The sequence below is a fragment of the Mediterraneibacter torques genome, assembly GCF_044591705.1.
Taxonomy (GTDB): domain Bacteria; phylum Bacillota; class Clostridia; order Lachnospirales; family Lachnospiraceae; genus Mediterraneibacter; species Mediterraneibacter torques.
Window position 1 is genome coordinate 486,285 of record NZ_CP172594.1, and the last position, 22,018, is coordinate 508,302.

The window sequence follows — 22,018 nt, forward strand, 5'->3', positions numbered from 1 at the left end:
GATAGTGTATTAGGTGTTTGGGAGGGCGGATTATGAGTAAGAAAGTTCTTGTTATCAGTACGAGTCTGAGAAAGAATAGTAATTCGGAAAAACTTGCAGAGGCATTTGCATCAGGGGCTGAGGACGCCGGTAATGTAGTGGAATTTCTTTCCTTAAAAGATAAAACAATCGCGTTTTGTGAAGGGTGTATGGCGTGCCATAAACTGGGACGTTGTGTGATCGATGATGATGCGAATATGATTGCCCGAAAAATGTATGAGGCAGAGGTTATCGCATTTGCAACACCGATCTATTATTATGAAATGAGCGGACAGATGAAGACAATGATCGATAGAGCAAATAGCTTGTATGATTCGGATTATAAATTTACGGATATTTATATGTTGACAACTGCTGCGGAAGATGAACCGGAAGTTCCGAATCGGGCGATCGGTGGTTTGACAGGATGGATAGATTGTTTTGATCGAGCGCATCTTTCAGGAAGCGTATTTGCCGGAGGAGTAAACGAATCAGGAACGATCAAAGGGCATAGTGCACTGAAAAAGGCGTATGAGATGGGAAATTGTATTAAATAGCAAATGACAAATCTGCAAGGGGTAAGGTCTCGGTGAGCGGATTTTGAATGAGTATTTTGAAAGCAATATTTATGACTGAAAAGAAGCGGTAAAAAGGGTAATTGTTTGAATTATCTGAAATAAATAAAAAACAAGAAAAACATTGACAATTACTTCCATACATGATAGGATATCACTTGTCGCTGATGACGGCTATACGAAATACAGGAACAGACTTTTGGAGACGCGGAGGCGGAACAGCCAAAGAATGGGAACTGTAAACGATCGGATAGCGGGAGACAACAGAAAAACTTATCTGAAGACGCGGAGGCGGAAGATCAGAAAGTGAAAAAAGTTGTTGACAATATCACAGCGATGTGGTAATCTATTAAAGCTGTCGCTTGAACGGTCAGCAAAAAAATAAAAAGTTCTTGACAAATGATAAAGCTTTTGATAGAATATAAAAACTGTCGCTTGAGACAGAACAGAGAAAGAACCTTGATAACTGAACAATAGACAACAACCCTTGAAAATTTCTTTAAAGAGAAAAATTTTTAAGAACTACATTGATACAAGATGAGGTTCGGCTTTCACACTAAATTCGTGAGAGACTCATTAAGTGTTCAATGCCAAAACAGTAAAGAGGGAAAGAATTGCTAGTAGTGATTCTTGACCAAGACAAACACTTTTAACGAGAGTTTGATCCTGGCTCAGGATGAACGCTGGCGGCGTGCCTAACACATGCAAGTCGAGCGAAGCACTTTGCTTAGATTCTTCGGATGAAGAGGATTGTGACTGAGCGGCGGACGGGTGAGTAACGCGTGGGTAACCTGCCTCATACAGGGGGATAACAGTTAGAAATGACTGCTAATACCGCATAAGACCACAGCACCGCATGGTGCGGGGGTAAAAACTCCGGTGGTATGAGATGGAACCCGCGTCTGATTAGCTAGTTGGTAAGGTAACGGCTTACCAAGGCGACGATCAGTAGCCGACCTGAGAGGGTGACCGGCCACATTGGGACTGAGACACGGCCAAACTCCTACGGGAGGCAGCAGTGGGGAATATTGCACAATGGGGGAAACCCTGATGCAGCGACGCCGCGTGAGCGAAGAAGTATTTCGGTATGTAAAGCTCTATCAGCAGGGAAGAAAATGACGGTACCTGACTAAGAAGCACCGGCTAAATACGTGCCAGCAGCCGCGGTAATACGTATGGTGCAAGCGTTATCCGGATTTACTGGGTGTAAAGGGAGCGTAGACGGATGGGCAAGTCTGATGTGAAAACCCGGGGCTCAACCCCGGGACTGCATTGGAAACTGTTCATCTAGAGTGCTGGAGAGGTAAGTGGAATTCCTAGTGTAGCGGTGAAATGCGTAGATATTAGGAGGAACACCAGTGGCGAAGGCGGCTTACTGGACAGTAACTGACGTTGAGGCTCGAAAGCGTGGGGAGCAAACAGGATTAGATACCCTGGTAGTCCACGCCGTAAACGATGACTACTAGGTGTCGGGTGGCAAAGCCATTCGGTGCCGCAGCAAACGCAATAAGTAGTCCACCTGGGGAGTACGTTCGCAAGAATGAAACTCAAAGGAATTGACGGGGCCCCGCACAAGCGGTGGAGCATGTGGTTTAATTCGAAGCAACGCGAAGAACCTTACCTGCTCTTGACATCCCGCTGACCGGACGGTAATGCGTCCTTCCCTTCGGGGCAGCGGAGACAGGTGGTGCATGGTTGTCGTCAGCTCGTGTCGTGAGATGTTGGGTTAAGTCCCGCAACGAGCGCAACCCCTATCTTTAGTAGCCAGCGGCCAGGCCGGGCACTCTAGAGAGACTGCCGGGGATAACCCGGAGGAAGGTGGGGATGACGTCAAATCATCATGCCCCTTATGAGCAGGGCTACACACGTGCTACAATGGCGTAAACAAAGGGAAGCGAGACCGCGAGGTGGAGCAAATCCCAAAAATAACGTCTCAGTTCGGATTGTAGTCTGCAACTCGACTACATGAAGCTGGAATCGCTAGTAATCGCGAATCAGAATGTCGCGGTGAATACGTTCCCGGGTCTTGTACACACCGCCCGTCACACCATGGGAGTCAGTAACGCCCGAAGTCAGTGACCCAACCGTAAGGAGGGAGCTGCCGAAGGCGGGACCGATAACTGGGGTGAAGTCGTAACAAGGTAGCCGTATCGGAAGGTGCGGCTGGATCACCTCCTTTCTAAGGAAGAAATAACTTCTTTCGTCTGGAACAATCCAACTAAAACGGAAGAAGAAGTAAAGTGAGTCGTTGTCTATTGTTTAGTCATCAAGGATGACAAAACTTTTTGGTGGCGATGCGTTCAGGGGTAACACCCGTTCCCATCCCGAACACGATGGTTAAGACCTGAACGGCCGATGGTACTGCACTGGAGACGGTGTGGGAGAGTAGGTGGCCGCCAAATCAAAAAAAGAAAAAACGAAGACAGAAACGCTGTCGAAGTTTAGAATAAATACAGGCAGGGATGAGCAACACCTCGTCAAGCCAACCCAATCAGCAGGGCAGTGCTGTTGGAATAACTGGGTTCACCAGTGATTAGAGTTTAAAAGAGATTTTAAGTTCTAATGACTGATGAAAGATCAGTCAAGATGTGTACCTTGAAAACTGCATACAGAGAAAATCAATGATAAGATAAAATATCTAATCAAGACATCCGAGGTAATGTTATTTAACAATTACTATAAAGTTTGAAGAAAACAAACTAAAAATAAATTGGCCTAGAACCAACACATGTAACGCTATACATGTGTGGATAGAAGTTCATTCCCGTGAACAACTATCGTTTGGTTATGCTGATAAGAGCGTATGGTGGATGCCTTGGCACTAAGAGCCGATGAAAGACGTGATAAGCTGCGAAAAGCTTCGGGGAGGGGCAAATACCCATCGATCCGGAGATTTCTGAATGGGGAAACCTAACTGAGCAAACCTCAGTTATCCTGACGCCAATCCATAACGTCAGGAAGGGAACCCGGTGAACTGAAACATCTAAGTAGCCGGAGGAAGAGAAAACAACATGTGATTCTGTGAGTAGCGGCGAGCGAAAACGGAAGAGCCCAAACCGGGATGCGTGCATCCCGGGGTTGGACCGGCGGAATTGATTCAACAAGTTTAGCAGAACAGTTTTGGGAAAGCTGACCAAAGAGGGTGAAAGTCCCGTAAGCGAAAGGCGAGTTGACATGGCGGTATCCAGAGTAGGTCGAGACACGTGGAACCTTGACTGAATATGCGGGGACCACCCCGTAAGGCTAAATACTCCTTAGTGACCGATAGCGCATAGTACTGTGAAGGAAAGGTGAAAAAGAACCGGGAGGGGAGTGAAAAAGAACCTGAAACCATATGTTTACAAGCTGTGGAACATCTTTATATGATGAACCGCGTACTTTTTGTAGAACGGTCCGGCGAGTTACGCTGGCTGGCGAGGTTAAGCACTGAAGGTGCGGAGCCGAAGGGAAACCAAGTCTGAACAGGGCGAAAGTCAGTCGGAGTAGACCCGAAACCGGGTGATCTATCCATGTCCAGGTTGAAGTTGCCGTAAAAGGCAATGGAGGACCGAACCCACATCCGTTGAAAAGGGTGGGGATGAGGTGTGGATAGGGGAGAAATTCCAATCGAACCCGGAGATAGCTGGTTCTCCTCGAAATAGCTTTAGGGCTAGCCTCATACAAGTCTTGCGGAGGTAGAGCACTGAATTCCTACGGGGGCGTCAAAGCTTACCAAGGGATATCAAACTCCGAATGCCGTGTAGATGATGTATGGGAGTCAGACTATCCGAGATAAGTTGGGTAGTCGAAAGGGAAAGAGCCCAGACCTGCAGCTAAGGCCCCAAAATGTGTGTTAAGTGGAAAAGGATGTGGGATTTCGAAGACAACTAGGATGTTGGCTTAGAAGCAGCCATCCATTAAAAGAGTGCGTAATAGCTCACTAGTCGAGAGGTCCTGCGCCGAAAATGTCCGGGGCTGAAACACACTGCCGAAGCTCAGGAATCTGCGAATGCAGGTTGGTAGAGGAGCATTCTTAAAGAGACGAAGCTGTACCGAAAGGAGCAGTGGATTTTTAAGAAGAGAGAATGCCGGAATGAGTAGCGAGAAAGAGGTGAGAATCCTCTTGGCCGAATATCTAAGGTTTCCAGGGTAAAGCTGATCTGCCCTGGGTAAGTCGGGGCCTAAGGCGAGGTCGAAAGACGTAGTCGATGGATAACAGGTTGAAATTCCTGTACTATCCTGTAACAGAACTGTGGGGACGCAGACAGAGAGCACAAGCCGGGAATGGAAAGACCGGTGCAAGCGAGGTAGGAGTACATCAGGCAAATCCGGTGTGCAATCCGAAGACGTGATGCGGATCGAAAAGAAGTAGAGAAGTGTGTGAGCTGGCTGCCAAGAAAAGCCGCTATTGTTTACAGGATACCCGTACCGTAAACCGACACAGGTGGATGAGGAGAGAATCCTAAGGCCGACGGGAGAAGCATTGTTAAGGAACTCGGCAAAATGACTCCGTAACTTCGGGAGAAGGAGTGCCATGCGAATGGCCGCAGAGAATTGGCCCAAGCAACTGTTTAGCAAAAACACAGGTCTATGCGAAACCGAAAGGTGAGGTATATGGGCTGACGCCTGCCCGGTGCTGGAAGGTTAAGGGGAGAGGTTAGCGCAAGCGAAGCTTTGAACTTAAGCCCCAGTAAACGGCGGCCGTAACTATAACGGTGCAAGGTAGCGAAATTCCTTGTCGGGTAAGTTCCGACCCGCACGAAAGGCGTAATGATTTGGGCACTGTCTCAACAATGCACCCGGTGAAATTGAAATACCAGTGAAGATGCTGGTTACCTGCGCCAGGACGGAAAGACCCCATGGAGCTTTACTCTAGCTTGATACTGGGATTCGATATTGCATGTACAGGATAGGTGGGAGACTAGGAAGTGGTGACGCCAGTTGCCATGGAGTCAATGTTGGGATACCACCCTTGCAGTATTGGGTTTCTAACCAGCAGCCGTGATCCGGCTGGGGGACAATGTCAGGTGGGGAGTTTGACTGGGGCGGTCGCCTCCGAAAGGGTATCGGAGGCGCTCAAAGGTTCCCTCAGAATGGTTGGAAACCATTCGAAGAGTGCAAAGGCAGAAGGGAGCTTGACTGCGACACCGACGGGTGGAGCAGGTACGAAAGTAGGACTTAGTGATCCGGTGGTATAAAGTGGGATTGCCATCGCTCAACGGATAAAAGCTACCCTGGGGATAACAGGCTTATCACTCCCAAGAGTTCACATCGACGGAGTGGTTTGGCACCTCGATGTCGGCTCATCGCATCCTGGGGCTGTAGTCGGTCCCAAGGGTTGGGCTGTTCGCCCATTAAAGCGGTACGCGAGCTGGGTTCAGAACGTCGTGAGACAGTTCGGTCCCTATCCGGCGTGGGCGTAGGATATTTGAGAGGAGCTGCCCTTAGTACGAGAGGACCGGGGTGGACTGGCCGCTGGTGTATCTGTTGTATTACCAAGTGCATAGCAGAGTAGCCAAGCCGGGAAGGGATAAACGCTGAAGGCATCTAAGCGTGAAGCCCCCCTCAAGATGAGATATCCCATAACGTCAAGTTAGTAAGACCCCTTGAAGACGACGAGGTAGATAGGGCAGAGGTGGAAGTGTGGCAACACATGGAGCTGACTGTTACTAATAGGTCGAGGGCATAACCAAAGCGGAGATAGGCACATGTCGTTGGTTAGCATCTGTGTTTTAGATGCTTATCAAAGACGGTACCCGTAAGGGTAGGATGAAAAAGATTCTTTGTATGTAGTTTTGAAGGTATATGTAAACGAGATATAAATAAGAAGAGAATATTTTCCAAACGGAATGAGAGAAGGCAGCGTCTGAAAAGGCGTTGCCTTTTTTTGCGGCAGAGACAAGCTAAAGTCGGGCTTGTCAGGAATATTGATTTAGAAAGAAAAACTTCCAATGTGTATAATATTAAAGTGATATATATTCTATATATTATGAAAAATCATGGTGAAATTCACTATATAAGTATAACTTATAAATAAAGGTTAAAATAAATCAATGCTGAAAATCGTGAGCATTCTCTGAAAGGGTTGACATCAGTTCTGAATTTTTGTAGTATATCAAATAACATTTACTAGTATGGATTGGTAGAAAGAGAGGTCAAAGGACATGGGAAAGATTATAGGAGAAGGTATTACGTTTGATGATGTGCTGTTAGTTCCCGCATATTCAGAGGTAATTCCGAATGAAGTAGATCTGTCAACATATTTGACTAAAAAGATAAGACTTAATATTCCGATGATGAGCGCCGGAATGGATACGGTTACAGAACACCGTATGGCGATTGCAATGGCTCGTCAGGGCGGCATCGGTATTATTCATAAAAATATGTCGATTGAAGCTCAGGCGGAAGAGGTGGACAAGGTAAAAAGATCTGAAAACGGGGTTATTACAGATCCGTTTTATCTGTCACCGGAGAATACTTTGGAAGACGCTAATAATTTAATGGCAAAATTCCGTATTTCAGGAGTTCCGATAACAGAAGGGCGTAAACTTGTCGGTATTATTACGAATCGTGATTTAAAATTTGAAGAGGATTTTTCTAAAAAAATTAAAGAATCTATGACTTCTGAAGGATTGATTACAGCAAAAGAAGGAATTACTCTTGAAGAAGCAAAGAGAGTTCTTGCAAAGGCAAGAAAAGAAAAACTTCCGATTGTGGATGATGAGGGAAATCTGACAGGATTGATCACAATCAAAGATATTGAGAAACAGATCAAGTATCCGTTGTCTGCAAAAGATTCGCAGGGACGCCTTCTCTGTGGAGCGGCAATCGGAATTACAGCAAATTGTCTTGAGCGAGTAGATGCTCTGGTAAAGGCAAAAGTAGATGTTATCGTTATGGATTCTGCGCATGGTCATTCTGCAAATGTTCTTCGTACTGTTCGTATGGTGAAGGAAAAATATCCGGATCTTCAGGTAATTGCCGGTAATGTGGCGACAGGAGAAGCTGCGAAAGCATTAATTGAAGCCGGAGTTGATGCGGTGAAAGTCGGTATCGGACCGGGATCTATCTGTACGACTCGTGTTGTTGCCGGAATCGGTGTGCCGCAGATTACTGCGGTAATGGACTGCTATAATGTTGCAAAAGAATACGGTGTGCCGATTATTGCAGACGGAGGCATCAAATATTCAGGAGACATGACGAAAGCAATCGCCGCAGGAGCAAACGTATGTATGATGGGAAGTATTTTTGCGGGATGTGATGAAAGTCCGGGAACATTTGAACTTTATCAGGGAAGAAAATATAAAGTATACCGTGGAATGGGTTCAATCGCTGCTATGGAAAACGGAAGCAAAGACCGTTATTTCCAGGAAAATGCAAAGAAGCTCGTTCCGGAAGGTGTAGAAGGCCGTGTAGCTTATAAGGGAACGGTTGAGGATACTGTATTCCAGCTTATGGGAGGACTTCGTTCGGGTATGGGATATTGCGGAACACATACGATCGAAGAACTTAAATCAAACGGAAGATTTATTAAGATTTCAGCAGCATCTCTTAAAGAAAGTCATCCGCATGATATTCATATCACAAAAGAAGCGCCAAACTATAGCGTAGACGAATAAAGAAAATCAGCATCATTACATAACAGAAAAACGGTTTGTGTGACGATGGGAATCAAAGTAAATAGAAAACGTGATCAAATAAATGCCTGTTGAATTTCTGACAGGCATTTGTTTTTATAACGGCGACGAGCCAAAGTCCGGGCTTGTCCAAGACTTTGTCACCGCTTATAATCCCGGAATGTGCTTTTTGTCACTTTCGGGGATTCATCATATCAGCAGACCAAAATGCGAAAGATACATAGAACAGAGGCAAAGAAATGAGTCTTTATAAAAAAAACAGAAGAAAAGTATCGAAAAACAGAAAAAATGCATCGGGACATAATACTGGAAGATCAAGTACAAAGAAAAGCCGTTCTGTAAAATCGAATTCGTTAAAGCAGAAGATGAAAAAGAAAAGAATCAGAATAACGGCAGTTGCAGGACTCGCAGTGCTTCTTATTCTGACGATTATTTTAGTTGTGCGCTCCTGTATCGGAGAGAGAAATCAGTTTGTAGAAACAGATGCTTCACAGCCGGATATTGATGTACAGCTTTTGGATGTAAATCCCTATTCAAGGCCCGGAATCGAGAGCGAAGGAGTAAAAGGCGTTGTTATTCATTATACTGCAAATCCGGGAAGTACGGCTCAGGATAACAGAGATTATTTTAATGGCCTTCAATATTCCGGGCAGACGGAAGCAAGCAGTAATTTTATTGTAGGATTGGATGGAGAGATCATACAATGTGTACCGACATGGGAGATCGCTTATGCATCGAATGAGCGAAATGCAGATACAGTATCGATTGAAGTCTGTCACCCTGATGAAACAGGAAAGTTTACTGATGCGACATACCGTTCTCTTGTACAGCTTACAGCATGGCTTTGTGTCAAATTTGATTTGAAAGAAGATCAGATTATTCGCCATTACGATGTTACAGGAAAAAATTGTCCGAAATATTTTGTAGAAAACGAAGATGCATGGGAAATGTTTAAAGATAATGTGTGGGACGCGGTTCAAAAGAAATAGATGATCCGCTTGTTTGGAAAATTATATTGAGGACAGTTTCTTTGATTTTCGGAAAATTTGCGCAGACTGTATTTGTAAAATCCCTTGTCATGTTTCTATGGAATTGATATAATGTGTTAGATTTGTTAGTTTGAGTGAAATGTGGAGGGTAAAGATGAACGATCTGGAAATGTATCGTGAACAGCTTGCGATGTGTGATGATAAGCTTATAGATGCGCTTGTAGAGCGAAATGGAATCATCGAAAAGATAATGTCATATAAAGAAACATACGGGATGCCGATTTTGCAGCCTGCGCAAGAGGAAAAGCAGGAAAAAAGGTTGGAAGAAAAGTTACAGGGAAATAAATATCAGGAAGAAATCCATGATGTATTCCAGAGGATTTTGCGGAACAGCAAAAGAATTCAGGCAAGAAAGCTGTTTCCATATAATATTGTATTAATCGGGTTTATGGGAGCGGGAAAGTCTACGATTTCAGATTATCTCAGCACGATGTTTGATATGAAACTTGTGGAGATGGATCAGGAAATTGCCGAGAGGGAGGAAATGAGCATTCCGGATATTTTCGCAACATATGGGGAAGAATATTTCCGCAATCTTGAGACGGAATTATTAAAGGAACTTCAGACAGGCAGAAATTGTATTATTTCTTGTGGGGGCGGAGTAGCGCTTCGCAGTGAAAATGTCGTTGAAATGAAGAAAAACGGAAAGGTCGTTTTATTGACTGCCAGCCCGGAAACAATTTATGAACGCGTAAAAGACAGTAATGACCGCCCGCTTTTAAAAGAAAATAAAAGTGTGGAGTTTATTGCACAGTTGATGGAAAAAAGAAAAGAGAAGTATGAAGATGCGGCAGATGTTGTGATTCGCACGGATGGAAAAACGATATTGCAGATCTGCGAAGAACTGATTACAAGACTGATGGAGTTGGAAGAGAAATAATGTTTGAAAGATTTTTCCCGGATGAATATGTGGTATCTACATATGTAATCCCATTTGAAAGATTGTATGAAGAGGGATATCGAGGAGTAATTTTTGATATAGATAATACTCTTGTGCCTCACGGTGCACCGGCAGATGACAGAGCAAAAAAACTGTTTCGGAGATTGAAAGAGATTGGATTTTCCTCCTGTCTCATTTCTAATAATCAAGAAGAACGAGTAAAAATGTTCAATCAGGAGATTCGGACAAATTATATTTATAATGCGCATAAACCTTCAACGAAAAATTATGAGAAAGCGATGAAGATTATGGGAACTGATAAAACAAATACATTTTTTGTCGGAGATCAACTGTTTACAGATGTCTGGGGAGCGAAAAGAACAGGAATACATAATATTCTTGTGAGGCCGATCAATCCAAAAGAAGAGATTCAGATTGTTCTTAAGAGGTATCTTGAGAAGATCGTTCTTCATTTCTATAAAAAAAGATTGAAAAATGAAAGAAATTAGTATAGAATTATTAAATGGAGTGCTAAAATAGTGAACGATTTTGAAGGAGGAAGATAAATGATTTCAGCAGGAGATTTTAAGAACGGAATTACTGTGGAAATTGATGGAAATATTTACCAGATTTTGGAGTTCCAGCATGTAAAACCGGGAAAAGGTGCAGCTTTCGTAAGAACAAAATTAAAAAATATTATCAGTGGCGGTGCGGTAGAGAGAACATTCCGTCCGACAGAGAAATTCCCGAAAGCTCATATTGACAGAAAGGACATGCAGTATCTGTATCAGGACGGTGATTTGTACAACTTTATGGATGTTGAGACATATGATCAGATCGCTTTGAATGCGGATGTCGTAGGAGATGCTTTGAAATTTGTGAAAGAGAATGAGACAGTTAAGATCTGCTCACATAACGGAAATGTATTTTCTGTTGAACCGCCGCTTTTTGTCGAGCTGGAGATTACAGAAACAGAGCCGGGATTTAAGGGCGATACTGCACAGGGAGCAACGAAACCGGCTGTTGTAGAAACAGGCGCTACGGTTATGGTTCCGCTTTTTGTTGAGCAGGGAGATGTTCTGAAGATTGATACTCGTACAGGAGAGTATTTGTCAAGAGTTTAATCAAAGCGATATTTTAGATTTTGTGTCTATATAGTGTTTTGAAATTATATAAAAAGATTCCGTCTGAGGGCGGAATCTTTTTTGTGCAATATTACATGTTGCATTTTCTTTTTTGATTCTCTATAATCAAGAGCACATAATATTTTTCAAATTATCAATGTATTTCAAGGTACAGTTCGTACCGGATTTCTCATTTAATTCAAATTGAACCGCATAAAAAGGAAGGAGTTATATGACTTATATTGAATTTGCAGATGCGGTAGAAAAGATGATGAACAAAAAGATGAAAGGGGGCGTTCGTGCAAGCTTATATACGGCAATGAAAAATAATGGGAAAGAGAGAACGGGTATTTTGATTGAAATGCCCGGGATCAATATTTCTCCGACAATCTATCTAGAAGAGTATTACGAAAGCTATGTGGCGGGTAGAAAGATAGAACAGATTGTAGATGACATCAAGCAGCTTTATGAAGAAATAAAACAGGAAAAACCGTGGGATTGTGAATCTTTTCGGGATTATGAAGGGGTCAGAAACCGGATTGTATTTAAAGTGATCAACACGGCAAAAAATCGAAAATTTTTAAGAACCGTTCCCCATTTAGCGTTTCTTGATCTGTCTATTGTTTTTTATGTTCTTGTTGATGTGTCTGAAGAAGGAACAGCGGCAATGGTTGTTAACAGAAGCCATGCAGACACTTGGAAGGTGCAGGCAGAAACATTGTGGGAAGACGCGGTGAAAAATGTAAAAAATCTGCTTCCGGCAGAATTTGTTACGATGAACCATGCATTAAAATCTCTTTTAGGGGATGTGGAATATGAAGAGGGAGATCTTCTTTTAGAAAAGAAAAAAGACTATGATCAGATGTATGTTTTATCAAATAAATTCAGAAATTATGGAGCGGCATGTATTGCTTATCCTAACGTGCTCGAAATGATCGGTCAGATTTTAAAGAAAGATTATTATATTTTGCCAAGCAGTGTTCATGAAGTGATCATTGTGCCATATTCAGAAATCTATGTATGCAGTAAGTTGGATGAGATGGTAAGAGAAATCAACAGTACACAGGTTGAAGAGGAAGATGTATTAAGTAATCATGTGTATTTGTATGACAGAGTTTCCGGTAAGCTTCGTGTCGGATCATCTGTACAGACAGGGAGGATGATGGCATGAGACGATGGATGAAAGTTGTATTTTGTTTTCTTTTTGGAATCATTTTTACGAACATGTTCACTATGGATCAGGCAGTCGCAGATGAAAGCTTTGGAAAAAGAGAAATCTCAGCAGAATCATCCGTATTGACGCAGAAAAAACAAGCAGTGTTAGATATGGAAACAATGACATTTTCGTTGGAATCAGAGGCAGATGAAGACGGAGATACGATATCGAAAGGTATGATACTGACAACTGCGGGAATCACATCGGATACATATCCGGCAGTTTTGACAAAATCGGATGAGATGTTCAAAAAAGCGGCGGCAATTTCAGAAAGATCAAAAGTAGAACTGACAGTAGGAGAAGAGATTTATTATGGCAATTACAGCACTAATTATTTTGATGTAAACGGAAAACCTGCATACTGTCTTGAACCGCTGAAAGATACTCCAAATTCAGGTTCGTATGAAACGCAGGCATTAACCGGCGGAGCTGTAAGAAAAGGATTGTATTATGCATATGGCGGTCCAGGATATGAATTGTATAGGGCAAAATATGGTGCGATCGGCATTGGAGAAAATTATTCTGTAAATGACGAATACTGTATGAGTCATTGCATTTTGTCGTATCTTTATATGGGAACGGAGGAAGCGTTTCTAGGATTAGATCAGCAGGTAATTGAAAATTTAAAACAGAAGGCAAAAAATATAGAAAGTATGCCGGATCCGCCGGAATCATTTTACGCGTTTTTGTTTAACTTAAATTCAGCCGGACAGACAATGGGAGGAAGTGGAAAAGACAGAGTCGGATCTATTGAGATTTATAAATATTCCGATCATCCGGAATGGATAGAAGGAAACAGATGCTATTCTCTTGCAGGAGCGGTGTTTGGTATCTATGAAAGCGGAAAAGACAAACTATTATGGGAATTGACTACAGACGAATCAGGTTATGCAAAAAAAGAAAATATTCCGATCGGAAATTATGATATCAGGGAATTAAAAGCTCCGGCCGGACATGTTATACAATTTAAGCCGCAATCTATCCGAATAGATGAAAACAAAGTATGTACATATAAGTGCACAGATCAGGCGCAGTATTATCCGATAGATCTGATTTTACAGAAAAAAGATAAAGAAACAGATCAATCAGAAGCTCAAGGAGCGGCAACATTGGAAGACGCTCAATTTTCTATTAAGTATTATTCCGGATATTATGAAAAAAATCCGGCAGATTCAGGAGTAACACCGGTCAGAGAATGGATTATGAAAACGGATTCAGAAGGAAGAATAAGAATGAAAGAAGAACAAAAAGTCAGTGGAGATCCGTTTTATAAAAACACGGAAGGAGAAGTTGTTCTTCCGCTTGGAACTGTTACATTTCAGGAAATAAAAGCTCCTGAAGGATATTTGCTCAACAATGAAATTTTTATAGAAACGGTTAGGGAAGAAGGCACAGGACAGACAGATACAATTTTTCAATGTCCTACAATACCTGATCAGATCATCAGAGGTAATCTGCAGATTGTAAAATTTCGTGAAGATAAAGAGGAAGAATCAGAGCAGGGCGAACAAAAAGTACCTTTGGAGGGAATTGTTTTTACAATCACATCAAAAACAACAGGCTGGCAGTGTGAAATTGTAACAGATGAAAACGGATATGCGTCAACATTCCGACAAGGAGAAGAACAGCAGAAAGGAGGTCTTGTATATGATACATATATTGTGAGCGAAAAAAAGGCGCCGGAAGGGTTGACTCCGGTAGGAGATTTTGAGATTACAATAGAAGAAGATGCGAAAACGCTATATTACATATTAGAAAATAAGAAAATATTTTCTCCGGTAAAGCTCGTGAAAAAAGATAGCGAGACAGAAAAAATAATTCCTGTTGCAGGAGCGGTGTTTCGGCTTTTGGACAAAGATAAAAAACCGATTACGATGACGACACATTACCCGAATGAATCAGTTTACGATCTGTTTAAAACAGACGAAAACGGAAGTTTTGTTTTGCCTGAGAAACTTCCTGCCGGAAATTATTATTTTCAGGAGGTGGAAGCGCCGCAAGGTTATCTTATAGAAGATGGATTAATTCCATTTACAATTATAGAAAATCATGACTGGGAGAAACCTTTTATTGTTGAGTCGAAAGACAGACCGGCGAAAGGGCGCATTTATATTCAAAAAAATGATTCTGTAACAGAAAAAGGAATCTCAGGAGTAAAATTTGAGATAAAGGCAGCAGAAGATATTTGTACTCCTGACGGAACTGTTCGTGTGGAAAAAGGAACAGTAGTCGGATCATTAGTGACAGACCAAAGCGGGAAAGCATGGTCGGAAGAATTGTATCTTGGAACGTATGAGATCATAGAGACAAAGCAGGCAGAAGGTTATATTTTGCCGGAAAAGAGCGTTGAGATCGAATTAGAGTACGAAGGTCAGGACGTACCGGTTGTGACAAAAGAGACGGAAATATTAAATAAGCCTACGTCTGTAGTTATCCGAAAATCAGATGGGGAAACAAAGAAAGCACTTTCTGGCGTGAAATTTGAACTGCGGGAAAAAATATCGGAAATAAACGAAGAATCCGATGCAGAAGAGGAAGATCTCAGCGAAGAGAAAACAACATATATTACAGATGAAAATGGAGAAATACATCTTTCTTATCTGCGTCCGGGAGTCTACTGTCTTTATGAGTCTGAACCTTTGACAGGATATATAAAAAATGAAGAAGTGTGGGAGTTTCAGATCAGGGAAGACGGAACAGTAGAAGGAGAACAGGAAAAAATTCTGGAGATTGAAAATCATCATACACGGATCACGGATACACACGCCGTTTGGAAAGAAAGCAAGGCAAAAGAAATTATTGCAGGAGAGGAACATATTATCTGCGATACAGTCAATTTTAAATATATGGAAGCAAATGCATCTTATACGATGAAAGGCATATTGATGGATGCAGATACAGGAAAAGAACTGCTTCAGGACGGGAAACCGGTAACATCAGAAAAAACATTTAAGGGGAAAGACGCAAAAGACGGGATTACAATGGAATTTGATGTTGATTCAAGAAAATTTCCGGGGAAAAGAATTGTAGTTTTTGAAGTATTGTATCTCGGTGATTGTTTGATTGATGCACATCGAGATCTGAGAAATCAGGAACAGACAGTATCTATTTTGAAAAAAGAAGAAGTTACGGTAAAAACCGGAGATAATAAGGTATATATGAAGCAAACGATTTTGATTATGTCGGCGTCTGTCTGTATTTTATATGCTACTTGGAAACGAAAAAAACGAAGACATTAAAAACGACCGATCAAGGATGCAGCAGCTGAATTGTTCTATTTGAGAAATTGCTTTAGAAATTTATTTAAAGATTGCTTATTAGAATTATTAAAATTAGTATTTAGAGCTTGCTCAAAATTACTGGGCTTAAAATTACTGTTTAGAATTTGCTCAAAATCAGTAGTAATATAAAGCGGTTAGTGTTATAATATTGAGAAAGTAAAGACTGTTTTTCAGAACAGAGAAAGGACGTAGATTATGAGCAAAGTAGAAGAATTTATCGCCGAGACAAAACTGAATGATCTGCTGCACAAAAAAGAGGCGGAAAGTCAGAAAAATAAAGTGATCTGGGTATTGGCAATTATTGGAGCAGTGGCAGCAGTTGCAGGAATCGCTTACGCAGTGTATCGTTTCTTTACACCGGATTATTTGGAAGAGTTTGAAGATGATTTTGACGATGACTTCGATGATTATTTCAGCGAAGACGATCAGGTGTAAGAAACTGTTTGCAAAAGTAAAACAGAATATACAGGCAGAGTGTGGATGAAACTGCACCCTGCCTGTTTTGCAGTTGAAAAGGTGTCTGCTTTGCAATGATATATGGATGAAGGATTGACATAAAAGTTAACAGAAAAATTGATAAAAGAGTAAGAGTTAATGCGGTAATTTTCTGCTGTGTTAAAAAGAAAAATTATTATGAAAGGAAAAGCTTATGAAGAAAGGGCAGATTTTTGAAGGAATAATTGAAAGAGTAGATTTTCCGAATAAAGGACTTGTGAAAGTTGAAGAAGAAGGTAAAGATGCCAGATATGTGACTGTAAAAAATGCAGTACCGGGGCAAAAAGTGCGATTCATTATAAATAAATTTAAAAAAGGGAATGCAGAAGGCAGGCTGTTAGAAGTTCTGGAAAATTCCTCTCTTGAAACGAGGAAACCTGTATGCAGTATTTTTCCGGCATGCGGTGGATGCATGTATCAGACAATGCCGTATGAAGAACAGATGAAAATGAAAGAAGGACAGATCCGAAGAATTATGGATGAAGCTGTGGACGGCGAGTATTTGTTTGAAGGTGTGAAGGCAAGTCCGAAAGAATTTGCATATAGAAATAAGATGGAATTCTCATTCGGAGATGAATATAAAGATGGTCCTTTGTCGCTCGGACTTCATAAAAAAGGAAGTACTTATGATGTGCTGACCGCATCCGACTGTAAACTCGTGCATGAAGATATGAATAAAATTCTCGTGTGCGTATTAGAGTATTTTAAAGAGCGGAAAGTCAGTTATTATAAAAAGATGCAGCATGTCGGATATTTAAGACATTTACTTTTAAGACGGGGAGATACGACAGGAGAGATCCTTGTCAATCTTGTCACAACAACGCAGGAAGAATACGACTTATCAGAACTGACAGAACAGCTTTTACAGCTTCCGCTTGAAGGGAAAATCGTAGGCATTCTTCATATTTTGAATGATTCTTTGTCAGACGTTGTAAAAAGCGATGAGACGAGGGTTTTATATGGTCAGGATTTCTTTTATGAAAAACTGCTCGGATTACAATTTAAGATTACACCGTTCTCCTTTTTTCAGCCAAATACAAAGGGGGCGGAAGTGCTTTATGAAACAGTGCGTGAATACATAGGCGATATCCGTGATCTGACGGTGTTTGATCTGTTCAGCGGAACAGGCACGATCAGTCAGGTGCTTGCTCCTGTGGCAAAAAAAGTGATTGGCGTAGAGATTGTAGAAGAAGCAGTGGAAGCGGCAAAAGAGAATGCAGAAAGGAACGGACTTTCTAATTGTGAGTTTATTGCCGGGGATGTGTTTGAAGTGCTTGATGATATAAAGGAGAAACCGGATGTGATCATATTAGATCCGCCAAGAGATGGAATCCATCCGAAGGCATTACCGAAGATCTTGGATTATGGAGTGGATCGTATCGTATATATTTCATGTAAAATGACAAGCTTGGCGCGGGATTTAGAGTTGATACAGCAGAGAGGGTATACGGTTGAAAAAATGACGGCAGTGGATCAATTTTGTGAGACTGTGCATGTGGAGACGGTTGTTCTTTTGTCCCAACAAAAACCAGATGACACGATAGAGATCGACTTAGACCTGGACGAGCTGGATGCCACCAGTGCCGAGTTGAAAGCAACCTATCAGGAAATCAAAGATTATGTGCTGAAAGAATTTGGCTTGAAGGTTTCAAGTTTATATATTTCTCAGGTAAAACGCAAATGTGGAATTGAAGTGGGAGAAAACTATAATCTTCCAAAATCAGAAAATGCAAGAGTTCCACAATGCCCGAAAGAGAAAGAAGATGCTATCAAGGCTGCCCTGAAATATTATGCGATGATCTAAGGACATCGCTGATTTCAAGGAGGAATAACACATGAAAAGCACATTTGAAAAAATGGGTGGAACCTACACACTTGGCGCAGACGGAATTTACTATCCGAATCTTGTCAGTACAGATGAAGAACCGCATTATGGGAAATACGGAATGTTGCGGAAAACATATCTGAAAGAGCATCGTCCGGCAATGTATTCACTGTATATGTTGGAAGACAGATTGACAGAACATCTGAATGCGGTGGACGATGAAACACAGGAGAAAATGGATATTCTGGTGAGTCAGATGATGGAGAAGCAGGGCATTACGGAAGAATTGAAAGCTCGTGACCAGATGGAATGGGTTAGAGCGGTAAATAATGTCCGGAATGCTGCAGAAGAGATTGTGTTGAAAGAATTGATTTACAGGTAAACAAAGGGCTGAACAGGTAGGACGAAAAATCCTATTTGTTCAGCTCTTGTGTTTATAATGGGCAAAGAAGAACCAAATTATAATTCCATATCATACGACCTTTTCTTAGTTCGAGCAGGCTGATTTCGCCGTATTTCCTGTTTCCTCTGATATTCAAGTTCCCAGGCACGATGGGAAAAAACATCAGGATCTTCCACATTGAGATAATCTACCTCATTGGCTGCAATATCACGGCGGTGATAGTCATAATACTTACCAAAAGTACCTTTGAGCTGTTCGATCAGCTTATCCCGAAAATCAGGACGTATCTGGATTCGGGTGTCCAGCAATTCTGTATACTGTTCTGGTTCAGGACGAAATTTTTCTTCCCGGAAAGCGGCGGCGTCTTTTTCAAGCTGCTTTTTGAGCGAGGTGTCCTGAGAATACAGGATATCCAGATTTTTATTCATCTGGTCATATTTCTTGGATAGATTCGTCATATCTTTATTGGTAGAGCATTCTGCCTGGAAGATTAGCTGCTCTTTCCTTGATTTCAGTTCTTCGATTTCTTCGGTAATAGTGGTAAGCTGCTGATTTAATTTTATATGCCGGATGGGATTCAAAATACTGGTTTTATCCTTTTGCACATTCAGTTCTTTCCGTTCCGTAACTTTAGCTTTGAGTTCCTTTTTAACTGTGTTGTATTTATTCAGTATTGGATTGAAATGATTCATCCAGTCATGGATCACTTCTTTTTGCATCTCATTATGAAGTAAATGATACTGTATAAAAATCATATGATTGCGGATCGCTTCTAACGTTTCAGCTATTATTGGAATAGACTTTTCTACAGCTTCAGCCAGTTTTGCTACCTTTGCTTTTAATTCTCGGAGCATTTTGTTATCCGCACGAATCTGACGGTTGATTTCACAGCGGTCTGCTATCATGCCTTTCTTTTCCATATTCTGGGCAATGTAGCCTTCATGGATGGTTGGCTGTTCGGTGATTCCCTGATCTGCAAAGCTGCGGTGATCAATGGTAGCATTTATCTGATTACGTGCAAGCATTTTATTTACGGCATCTGCCCAGTTTGCCCGCCAGATACAAAGTTGTTCATCACTGTTCCATTGTTGGGAAATAGGATTCTGTCTGCCATATCGGCTGCTCTTGGGGTGTTTATCAATTCGTTCATATCCTTTTTCCTGTGCAACAGAAGAAGTCAGATATTCTTTCTTTTTCCCAACTTTATAGCGATATTGCTTTTCCCATCCCTGTTTCTGAGCAGTTTTAAATTCAGAAGCAGTAAACCCTTTTTCTTCCCCATCTTTGATACAGAGATATTCTTTTTCTGTTTTATACTGCCATGTTCCATTTTCATTTAATGGTCGGACAGTAAGAAGAATGTGTGCATGGGGATTGTGACCATCTGTATCGTGAATGGCAAAATCAGCACACATCCCCATATCTACAAAATTTTTTTAATAAAATCTTGAAGAAGAGAAATATTGCTGTCTTTATCCAACTCAACGGGGAGTGCGACAACAAATTCTCTTGCAAGTCGGCTGTCTTTGGTCTTTTCGTTTTCTTCCACAGCATTCCAGAGTTGTTCCCGGTCATTCCATTCCAATGGAGCCATTGGAGGAAGCATCACCTCCTGATAGATCAGCCCCTGCTTTCTGGTATAGTCATGCTGGATGCCGTCATAATCATTGTACATGCGGCTACAGCTCATATAAGCAGAAGCAGCAACAGCAGACCGACCGGAACCGCGGCTGACGACTTTGGCTTGCATATGATAAATTGCCATATCTGGCACCTCCTTTCGATGTTGCCTGCAACAGCGGATAAAGCCCTCGGCAGAGCGCACGAGCCCCGAAGGGGATACCACTGCCTGATTTATCAGGTGGTGAGTAAGTGCGCCCTTCGGGATGAGAAATTGCTGGTGTCAACTAGTGTCAGATTCTTTTGAAACGGTTTAACAATTCCTGTCTGATCTGCGACGGCTCCATTGTCTGGAATTCCGGGAAGATGCTCTCCAAAACGGCACCCTCCTGAATCAGCCTGCGTGTCCGGGCATTTCGCTCTTTCACACGGTTCCGTGCCTGTGCTTCCTCTGCTCTGTGTCTTGCCTGTAATAATTCTTTTCTGATTTCTGTTTGTGTTTTTTTATCTGTCATATTGGCCTCCTTTCTTCTATGACCGTTTCCGGTCAGATTTTTAAGCAAGTAGTTTTCGGGCTTCTGACATATTAGCTACAGCGTTCAGTTCCCGGATATTCTGGTTGTTGATCTTTAGTGGGACACAACGCTCCAGAATCCGGTCATAGATCCTGCTGTGTGCTAAATCTTCCGGATGTTTTAATTCTTCCAACGTCAGATTTGTTGTAATGATCATAGGTTTCATACTGCGGTAACGGCTGTCGATTACATGGAAGACCTGTTCTAAAGCAAATTCGGAATTTCGTTCCACACCCAAATCATCAATGATCAGCAGGCTGTACTGATTTAAACTATTGATAAATTCATTCCGATCCTGCGGATATATTCCGGTCAGAGAATTTAAGATTTTGGCGAAGTTCGTCATGAGTACGGGAACCCCTTTATCTAGCAGAGCGTTTGCAACACAGCCTGCAAAAAAGGATTTCCCAGTGCCGACATCACCCCAGAGCAGCAGCCCCATGGCCTTGGATTTTATTTCCTCCCAGTGAGTAACATAATTTTTTGCCTTTTCAATTTCCGGGTTGATACCGTTATCGTGAGCAAAAGTGAATTCTCTTAAAGCCGGGTCTTGCAGACCGCTGGATTTCAGCCGGGAGATGTGTTCTAGAAATTCCTGGTGTTTTCGTTTTGCTTCTTCTTTTTCATATTGTTCCTGCTGGCATTGGCAGCGGATGATCGGAAACATGATTTTTCCTAAAAATTCTATCTTTTTCTGCCGTGGGGTGTGGCACTTGGAACAGTAGATCAGACCGTCCGTTTCGCTGATATATTCATCTTCTAAAGGCTGCCGGGGAGAAAGGTTCGGCAGTAGGTTTTGTGGTTTTATCATAGGCTTTCATCCTCCTTACATTCATAATGGCGTTTTACTGAATCATTATTTTTCTTCTCTTTATTATTAGGGGACAGTTTTCTGACTGTCTGGCGGACAGAATTCTGTCTGTCAAAGGGACGGTTTTCTGACTGTCTAACAGACAGTTTTTCTTCTGTCTGTGTTGAAAAATCAGCCGGGACTTTTACATAAATCCGGTTGGGATTCCCGGTTCCCTGACGAGCACGACAGATAAGGTCTACTTGTTCCAAAGCACTCAGAGATGTTTTGATGGTTGTCTGGCTTTTGCGAAGTGTTGCTGCCATATCTTCAATGGTGAAATAGGAGAACACATGACCTTTTTTATCAATCCAGCCGTCATTTTTTTGTGATAATCTTGCCCGGTTTAAAAGCACCATATAGAGCAGTTTTGTGGTTTCGGAGAAATCACAGTCCAGAAGAAAACTGGGAAATGCCATATATGGCGGTAGAGTACTGTTTGCAGTAAGAAAGGTTGTCATGCACTCACCTCCCCTCAGATGACGAACACT

The 22,018-nt window shown here is 41.9% G+C and carries 14 protein-coding genes, 3 rRNA genes and 1 pseudogene; 14 read left to right on the forward strand and 4 right to left on the reverse strand.

What is annotated here, in order from left to right; translation table 11 throughout:
- Nucleotides 1–32: 32 nt before the first annotated feature.
- The 14 genes from ACH9UM_RS02185 to ACH9UM_RS02250 all read left to right on the forward strand — a co-directional run bounded on the left by ACH9UM_RS02185 (nucleotide 33) and on the right by ACH9UM_RS02250 (nucleotide 18,461).
- Nucleotides 33–575 (forward strand): flavodoxin family protein, encoded by a 543-nt coding sequence (locus tag ACH9UM_RS02185; protein WP_004847189.1) that lies wholly within the window; start codon nucleotides 33–35, stop codon nucleotides 573–575.
- Between the two features lie 666 nt (nucleotides 576–1,241).
- Nucleotides 1,242–2,772, forward strand: a 16S ribosomal RNA gene (locus ACH9UM_RS02190).
- A 105-nt stretch (nucleotides 2,773–2,877) separates the two neighbouring features.
- Nucleotides 2,878–2,995, forward strand: a 5S ribosomal RNA gene (rrf, locus tag ACH9UM_RS02195).
- Nucleotides 2,996–3,376: 381 nt separating this feature from the next.
- A 23S ribosomal RNA gene (locus tag ACH9UM_RS02200) occupies nucleotides 3,377–6,265 on the forward strand.
- The 16S, 23S and 5S rRNA genes sit together here, the layout of an rRNA operon.
- Nucleotides 6,266–6,736: 471 nt before the next feature.
- A complete protein-coding gene (gene guaB / locus ACH9UM_RS02205) occupies nucleotides 6,737–8,191 on the forward strand; it encodes an IMP dehydrogenase (RefSeq protein WP_004846637.1) in 1,455 nt (484 codons plus the stop codon).
- A 257-nt stretch (nucleotides 8,192–8,448) separates the two neighbouring features.
- Nucleotides 8,449–9,198, forward strand: a complete 750-nt coding sequence (locus ACH9UM_RS02210; protein ID WP_004846636.1) for an N-acetylmuramoyl-L-alanine amidase family protein — start codon at nucleotides 8,449–8,451, stop codon at nucleotides 9,196–9,198.
- A gap of 154 nt (nucleotides 9,199–9,352) precedes the next feature.
- Nucleotides 9,353–10,138, forward strand: a complete 786-nt coding sequence (locus ACH9UM_RS02215) for a shikimate kinase (RefSeq protein ID WP_009242897.1) — start codon at nucleotides 9,353–9,355, stop codon at nucleotides 10,136–10,138.
- Nucleotides 10,138–10,647 carry a YqeG family HAD IIIA-type phosphatase gene (locus ACH9UM_RS02220; protein ID WP_004846632.1) on the forward strand — a complete coding sequence of 170 codons (510 nt, stop codon included), beginning with the start codon at nucleotides 10,138–10,140 and terminating at the stop codon, nucleotides 10,645–10,647. Before ACH9UM_RS02215 ends, ACH9UM_RS02220 begins: the two co-directional genes overlap by 1 nt.
- A gap of 57 nt (nucleotides 10,648–10,704) precedes the next feature.
- Entirely contained in the window at nucleotides 10,705–11,262 is a 558-nt protein-coding gene (efp, locus tag ACH9UM_RS02225) for an elongation factor P (protein ID WP_004846631.1), read from the forward strand.
- Between the two features lie 232 nt (nucleotides 11,263–11,494).
- Nucleotides 11,495–12,433, forward strand: coding sequence for a DUF5688 family protein (locus tag ACH9UM_RS02230; protein WP_004846630.1), 939 nt, complete (start codon nucleotides 11,495–11,497; stop codon nucleotides 12,431–12,433).
- Complete coding sequence (locus tag ACH9UM_RS02235; RefSeq protein ID WP_055159331.1) at nucleotides 12,430–15,717, forward strand: SpaA isopeptide-forming pilin-related protein; 3,288 nt, start codon at nucleotides 12,430–12,432, stop codon at nucleotides 15,715–15,717. Before ACH9UM_RS02230 ends, ACH9UM_RS02235 begins: the two co-directional genes overlap by 4 nt.
- A gap of 237 nt (nucleotides 15,718–15,954) precedes the next feature.
- Nucleotides 15,955–16,194, forward strand: coding sequence for a hypothetical protein (locus ACH9UM_RS02240; RefSeq protein ID WP_004846628.1), 240 nt, complete (start codon nucleotides 15,955–15,957; stop codon nucleotides 16,192–16,194).
- A 214-nt stretch (nucleotides 16,195–16,408) separates the two neighbouring features.
- Nucleotides 16,409–18,058, forward strand: a complete 1,650-nt coding sequence (gene rlmD / locus ACH9UM_RS02245; RefSeq protein ID WP_055159329.1) for a 23S rRNA (uracil(1939)-C(5))-methyltransferase RlmD — start codon at nucleotides 16,409–16,411, stop codon at nucleotides 18,056–18,058.
- Nucleotides 18,059–18,089: 31 nt separating this feature from the next.
- Nucleotides 18,090–18,461, forward strand: coding sequence for a TnpV protein (locus ACH9UM_RS02250; protein ID WP_008689726.1), 372 nt, complete (start codon nucleotides 18,090–18,092; stop codon nucleotides 18,459–18,461).
- Between the two features lie 77 nt (nucleotides 18,462–18,538).
- Here ACH9UM_RS02250 and mobQ read toward each other — a convergent pair.
- From mobQ to ACH9UM_RS02270, 4 genes and pseudogenes are all read right to left on the reverse strand, one after another.
- Nucleotides 18,539–20,247, reverse strand: a pseudogene (gene mobQ, locus ACH9UM_RS02255) (MobQ family relaxase).
- A 148-nt stretch (nucleotides 20,248–20,395) separates the two neighbouring features.
- A complete protein-coding gene (locus ACH9UM_RS02260; protein WP_008689723.1) occupies nucleotides 20,396–20,617 on the reverse strand; it encodes a hypothetical protein in 222 nt (73 codons plus the stop codon).
- Nucleotides 20,618–20,657: 40 nt separating this feature from the next.
- Complete coding sequence (locus ACH9UM_RS02265; protein WP_008689722.1) at nucleotides 20,658–21,488, reverse strand: ATP-binding protein; 831 nt, start codon at nucleotides 21,486–21,488, stop codon at nucleotides 20,658–20,660.
- The gene (locus tag ACH9UM_RS02270; RefSeq protein WP_008689721.1) at nucleotides 21,485–21,988 is read right to left on the reverse strand and encodes a replication initiator protein A; all 504 of its coding nucleotides are present in this window, start codon (nucleotides 21,986–21,988) and stop codon (nucleotides 21,485–21,487) included. The genes ACH9UM_RS02265 and ACH9UM_RS02270 overlap by 4 nt, the downstream gene beginning before the upstream one ends.
- Nucleotides 21,989–22,018 lie beyond the last annotated feature (30 nt).

Coding starts and splice junctions, on each gene's coding strand:
- ACH9UM_RS02185 (WP_004847189.1), top strand. CDS start 33: ATGAGTAAGAAAGTTCTTGTTATCAGTACGAGTCTGAGAAAGAATAGT.
- guaB (WP_004846637.1), top strand. CDS start 6,737: ATGGGAAAGATTATAGGAGAAGGTATTACGTTTGATGATGTGCTGTTA.
- ACH9UM_RS02210 (WP_004846636.1), top strand. CDS start 8,449: ATGAGTCTTTATAAAAAAAACAGAAGAAAAGTATCGAAAAACAGAAAA.
- ACH9UM_RS02215 (WP_009242897.1), top strand. CDS start 9,353: ATGAACGATCTGGAAATGTATCGTGAACAGCTTGCGATGTGTGATGAT.
- ACH9UM_RS02220 (WP_004846632.1), top strand. CDS start 10,138: ATGTTTGAAAGATTTTTCCCGGATGAATATGTGGTATCTACATATGTA.
- efp (WP_004846631.1), top strand. CDS start 10,705: ATGATTTCAGCAGGAGATTTTAAGAACGGAATTACTGTGGAAATTGAT.
- ACH9UM_RS02230 (WP_004846630.1), top strand. CDS start 11,495: ATGACTTATATTGAATTTGCAGATGCGGTAGAAAAGATGATGAACAAA.
- ACH9UM_RS02235 (WP_055159331.1), top strand. CDS start 12,430: ATGAGACGATGGATGAAAGTTGTATTTTGTTTTCTTTTTGGAATCATT.
- ACH9UM_RS02240 (WP_004846628.1), top strand. CDS start 15,955: ATGAGCAAAGTAGAAGAATTTATCGCCGAGACAAAACTGAATGATCTG.
- rlmD (WP_055159329.1), top strand. CDS start 16,409: ATGAAGAAAGGGCAGATTTTTGAAGGAATAATTGAAAGAGTAGATTTT.
- ACH9UM_RS02250 (WP_008689726.1), top strand. CDS start 18,090: ATGAAAAGCACATTTGAAAAAATGGGTGGAACCTACACACTTGGCGCA.
- ACH9UM_RS02260 (WP_008689723.1), bottom strand. CDS start 20,617: ATGACAGATAAAAAAACACAAACAGAAATCAGAAAAGAATTATTACAG.
- ACH9UM_RS02265 (WP_008689722.1), bottom strand. CDS start 21,488: ATGATAAAACCACAAAACCTACTGCCGAACCTTTCTCCCCGGCAGCCT.
- ACH9UM_RS02270 (WP_008689721.1), bottom strand. CDS start 21,988: ATGACAACCTTTCTTACTGCAAACAGTACTCTACCGCCATATATGGCA.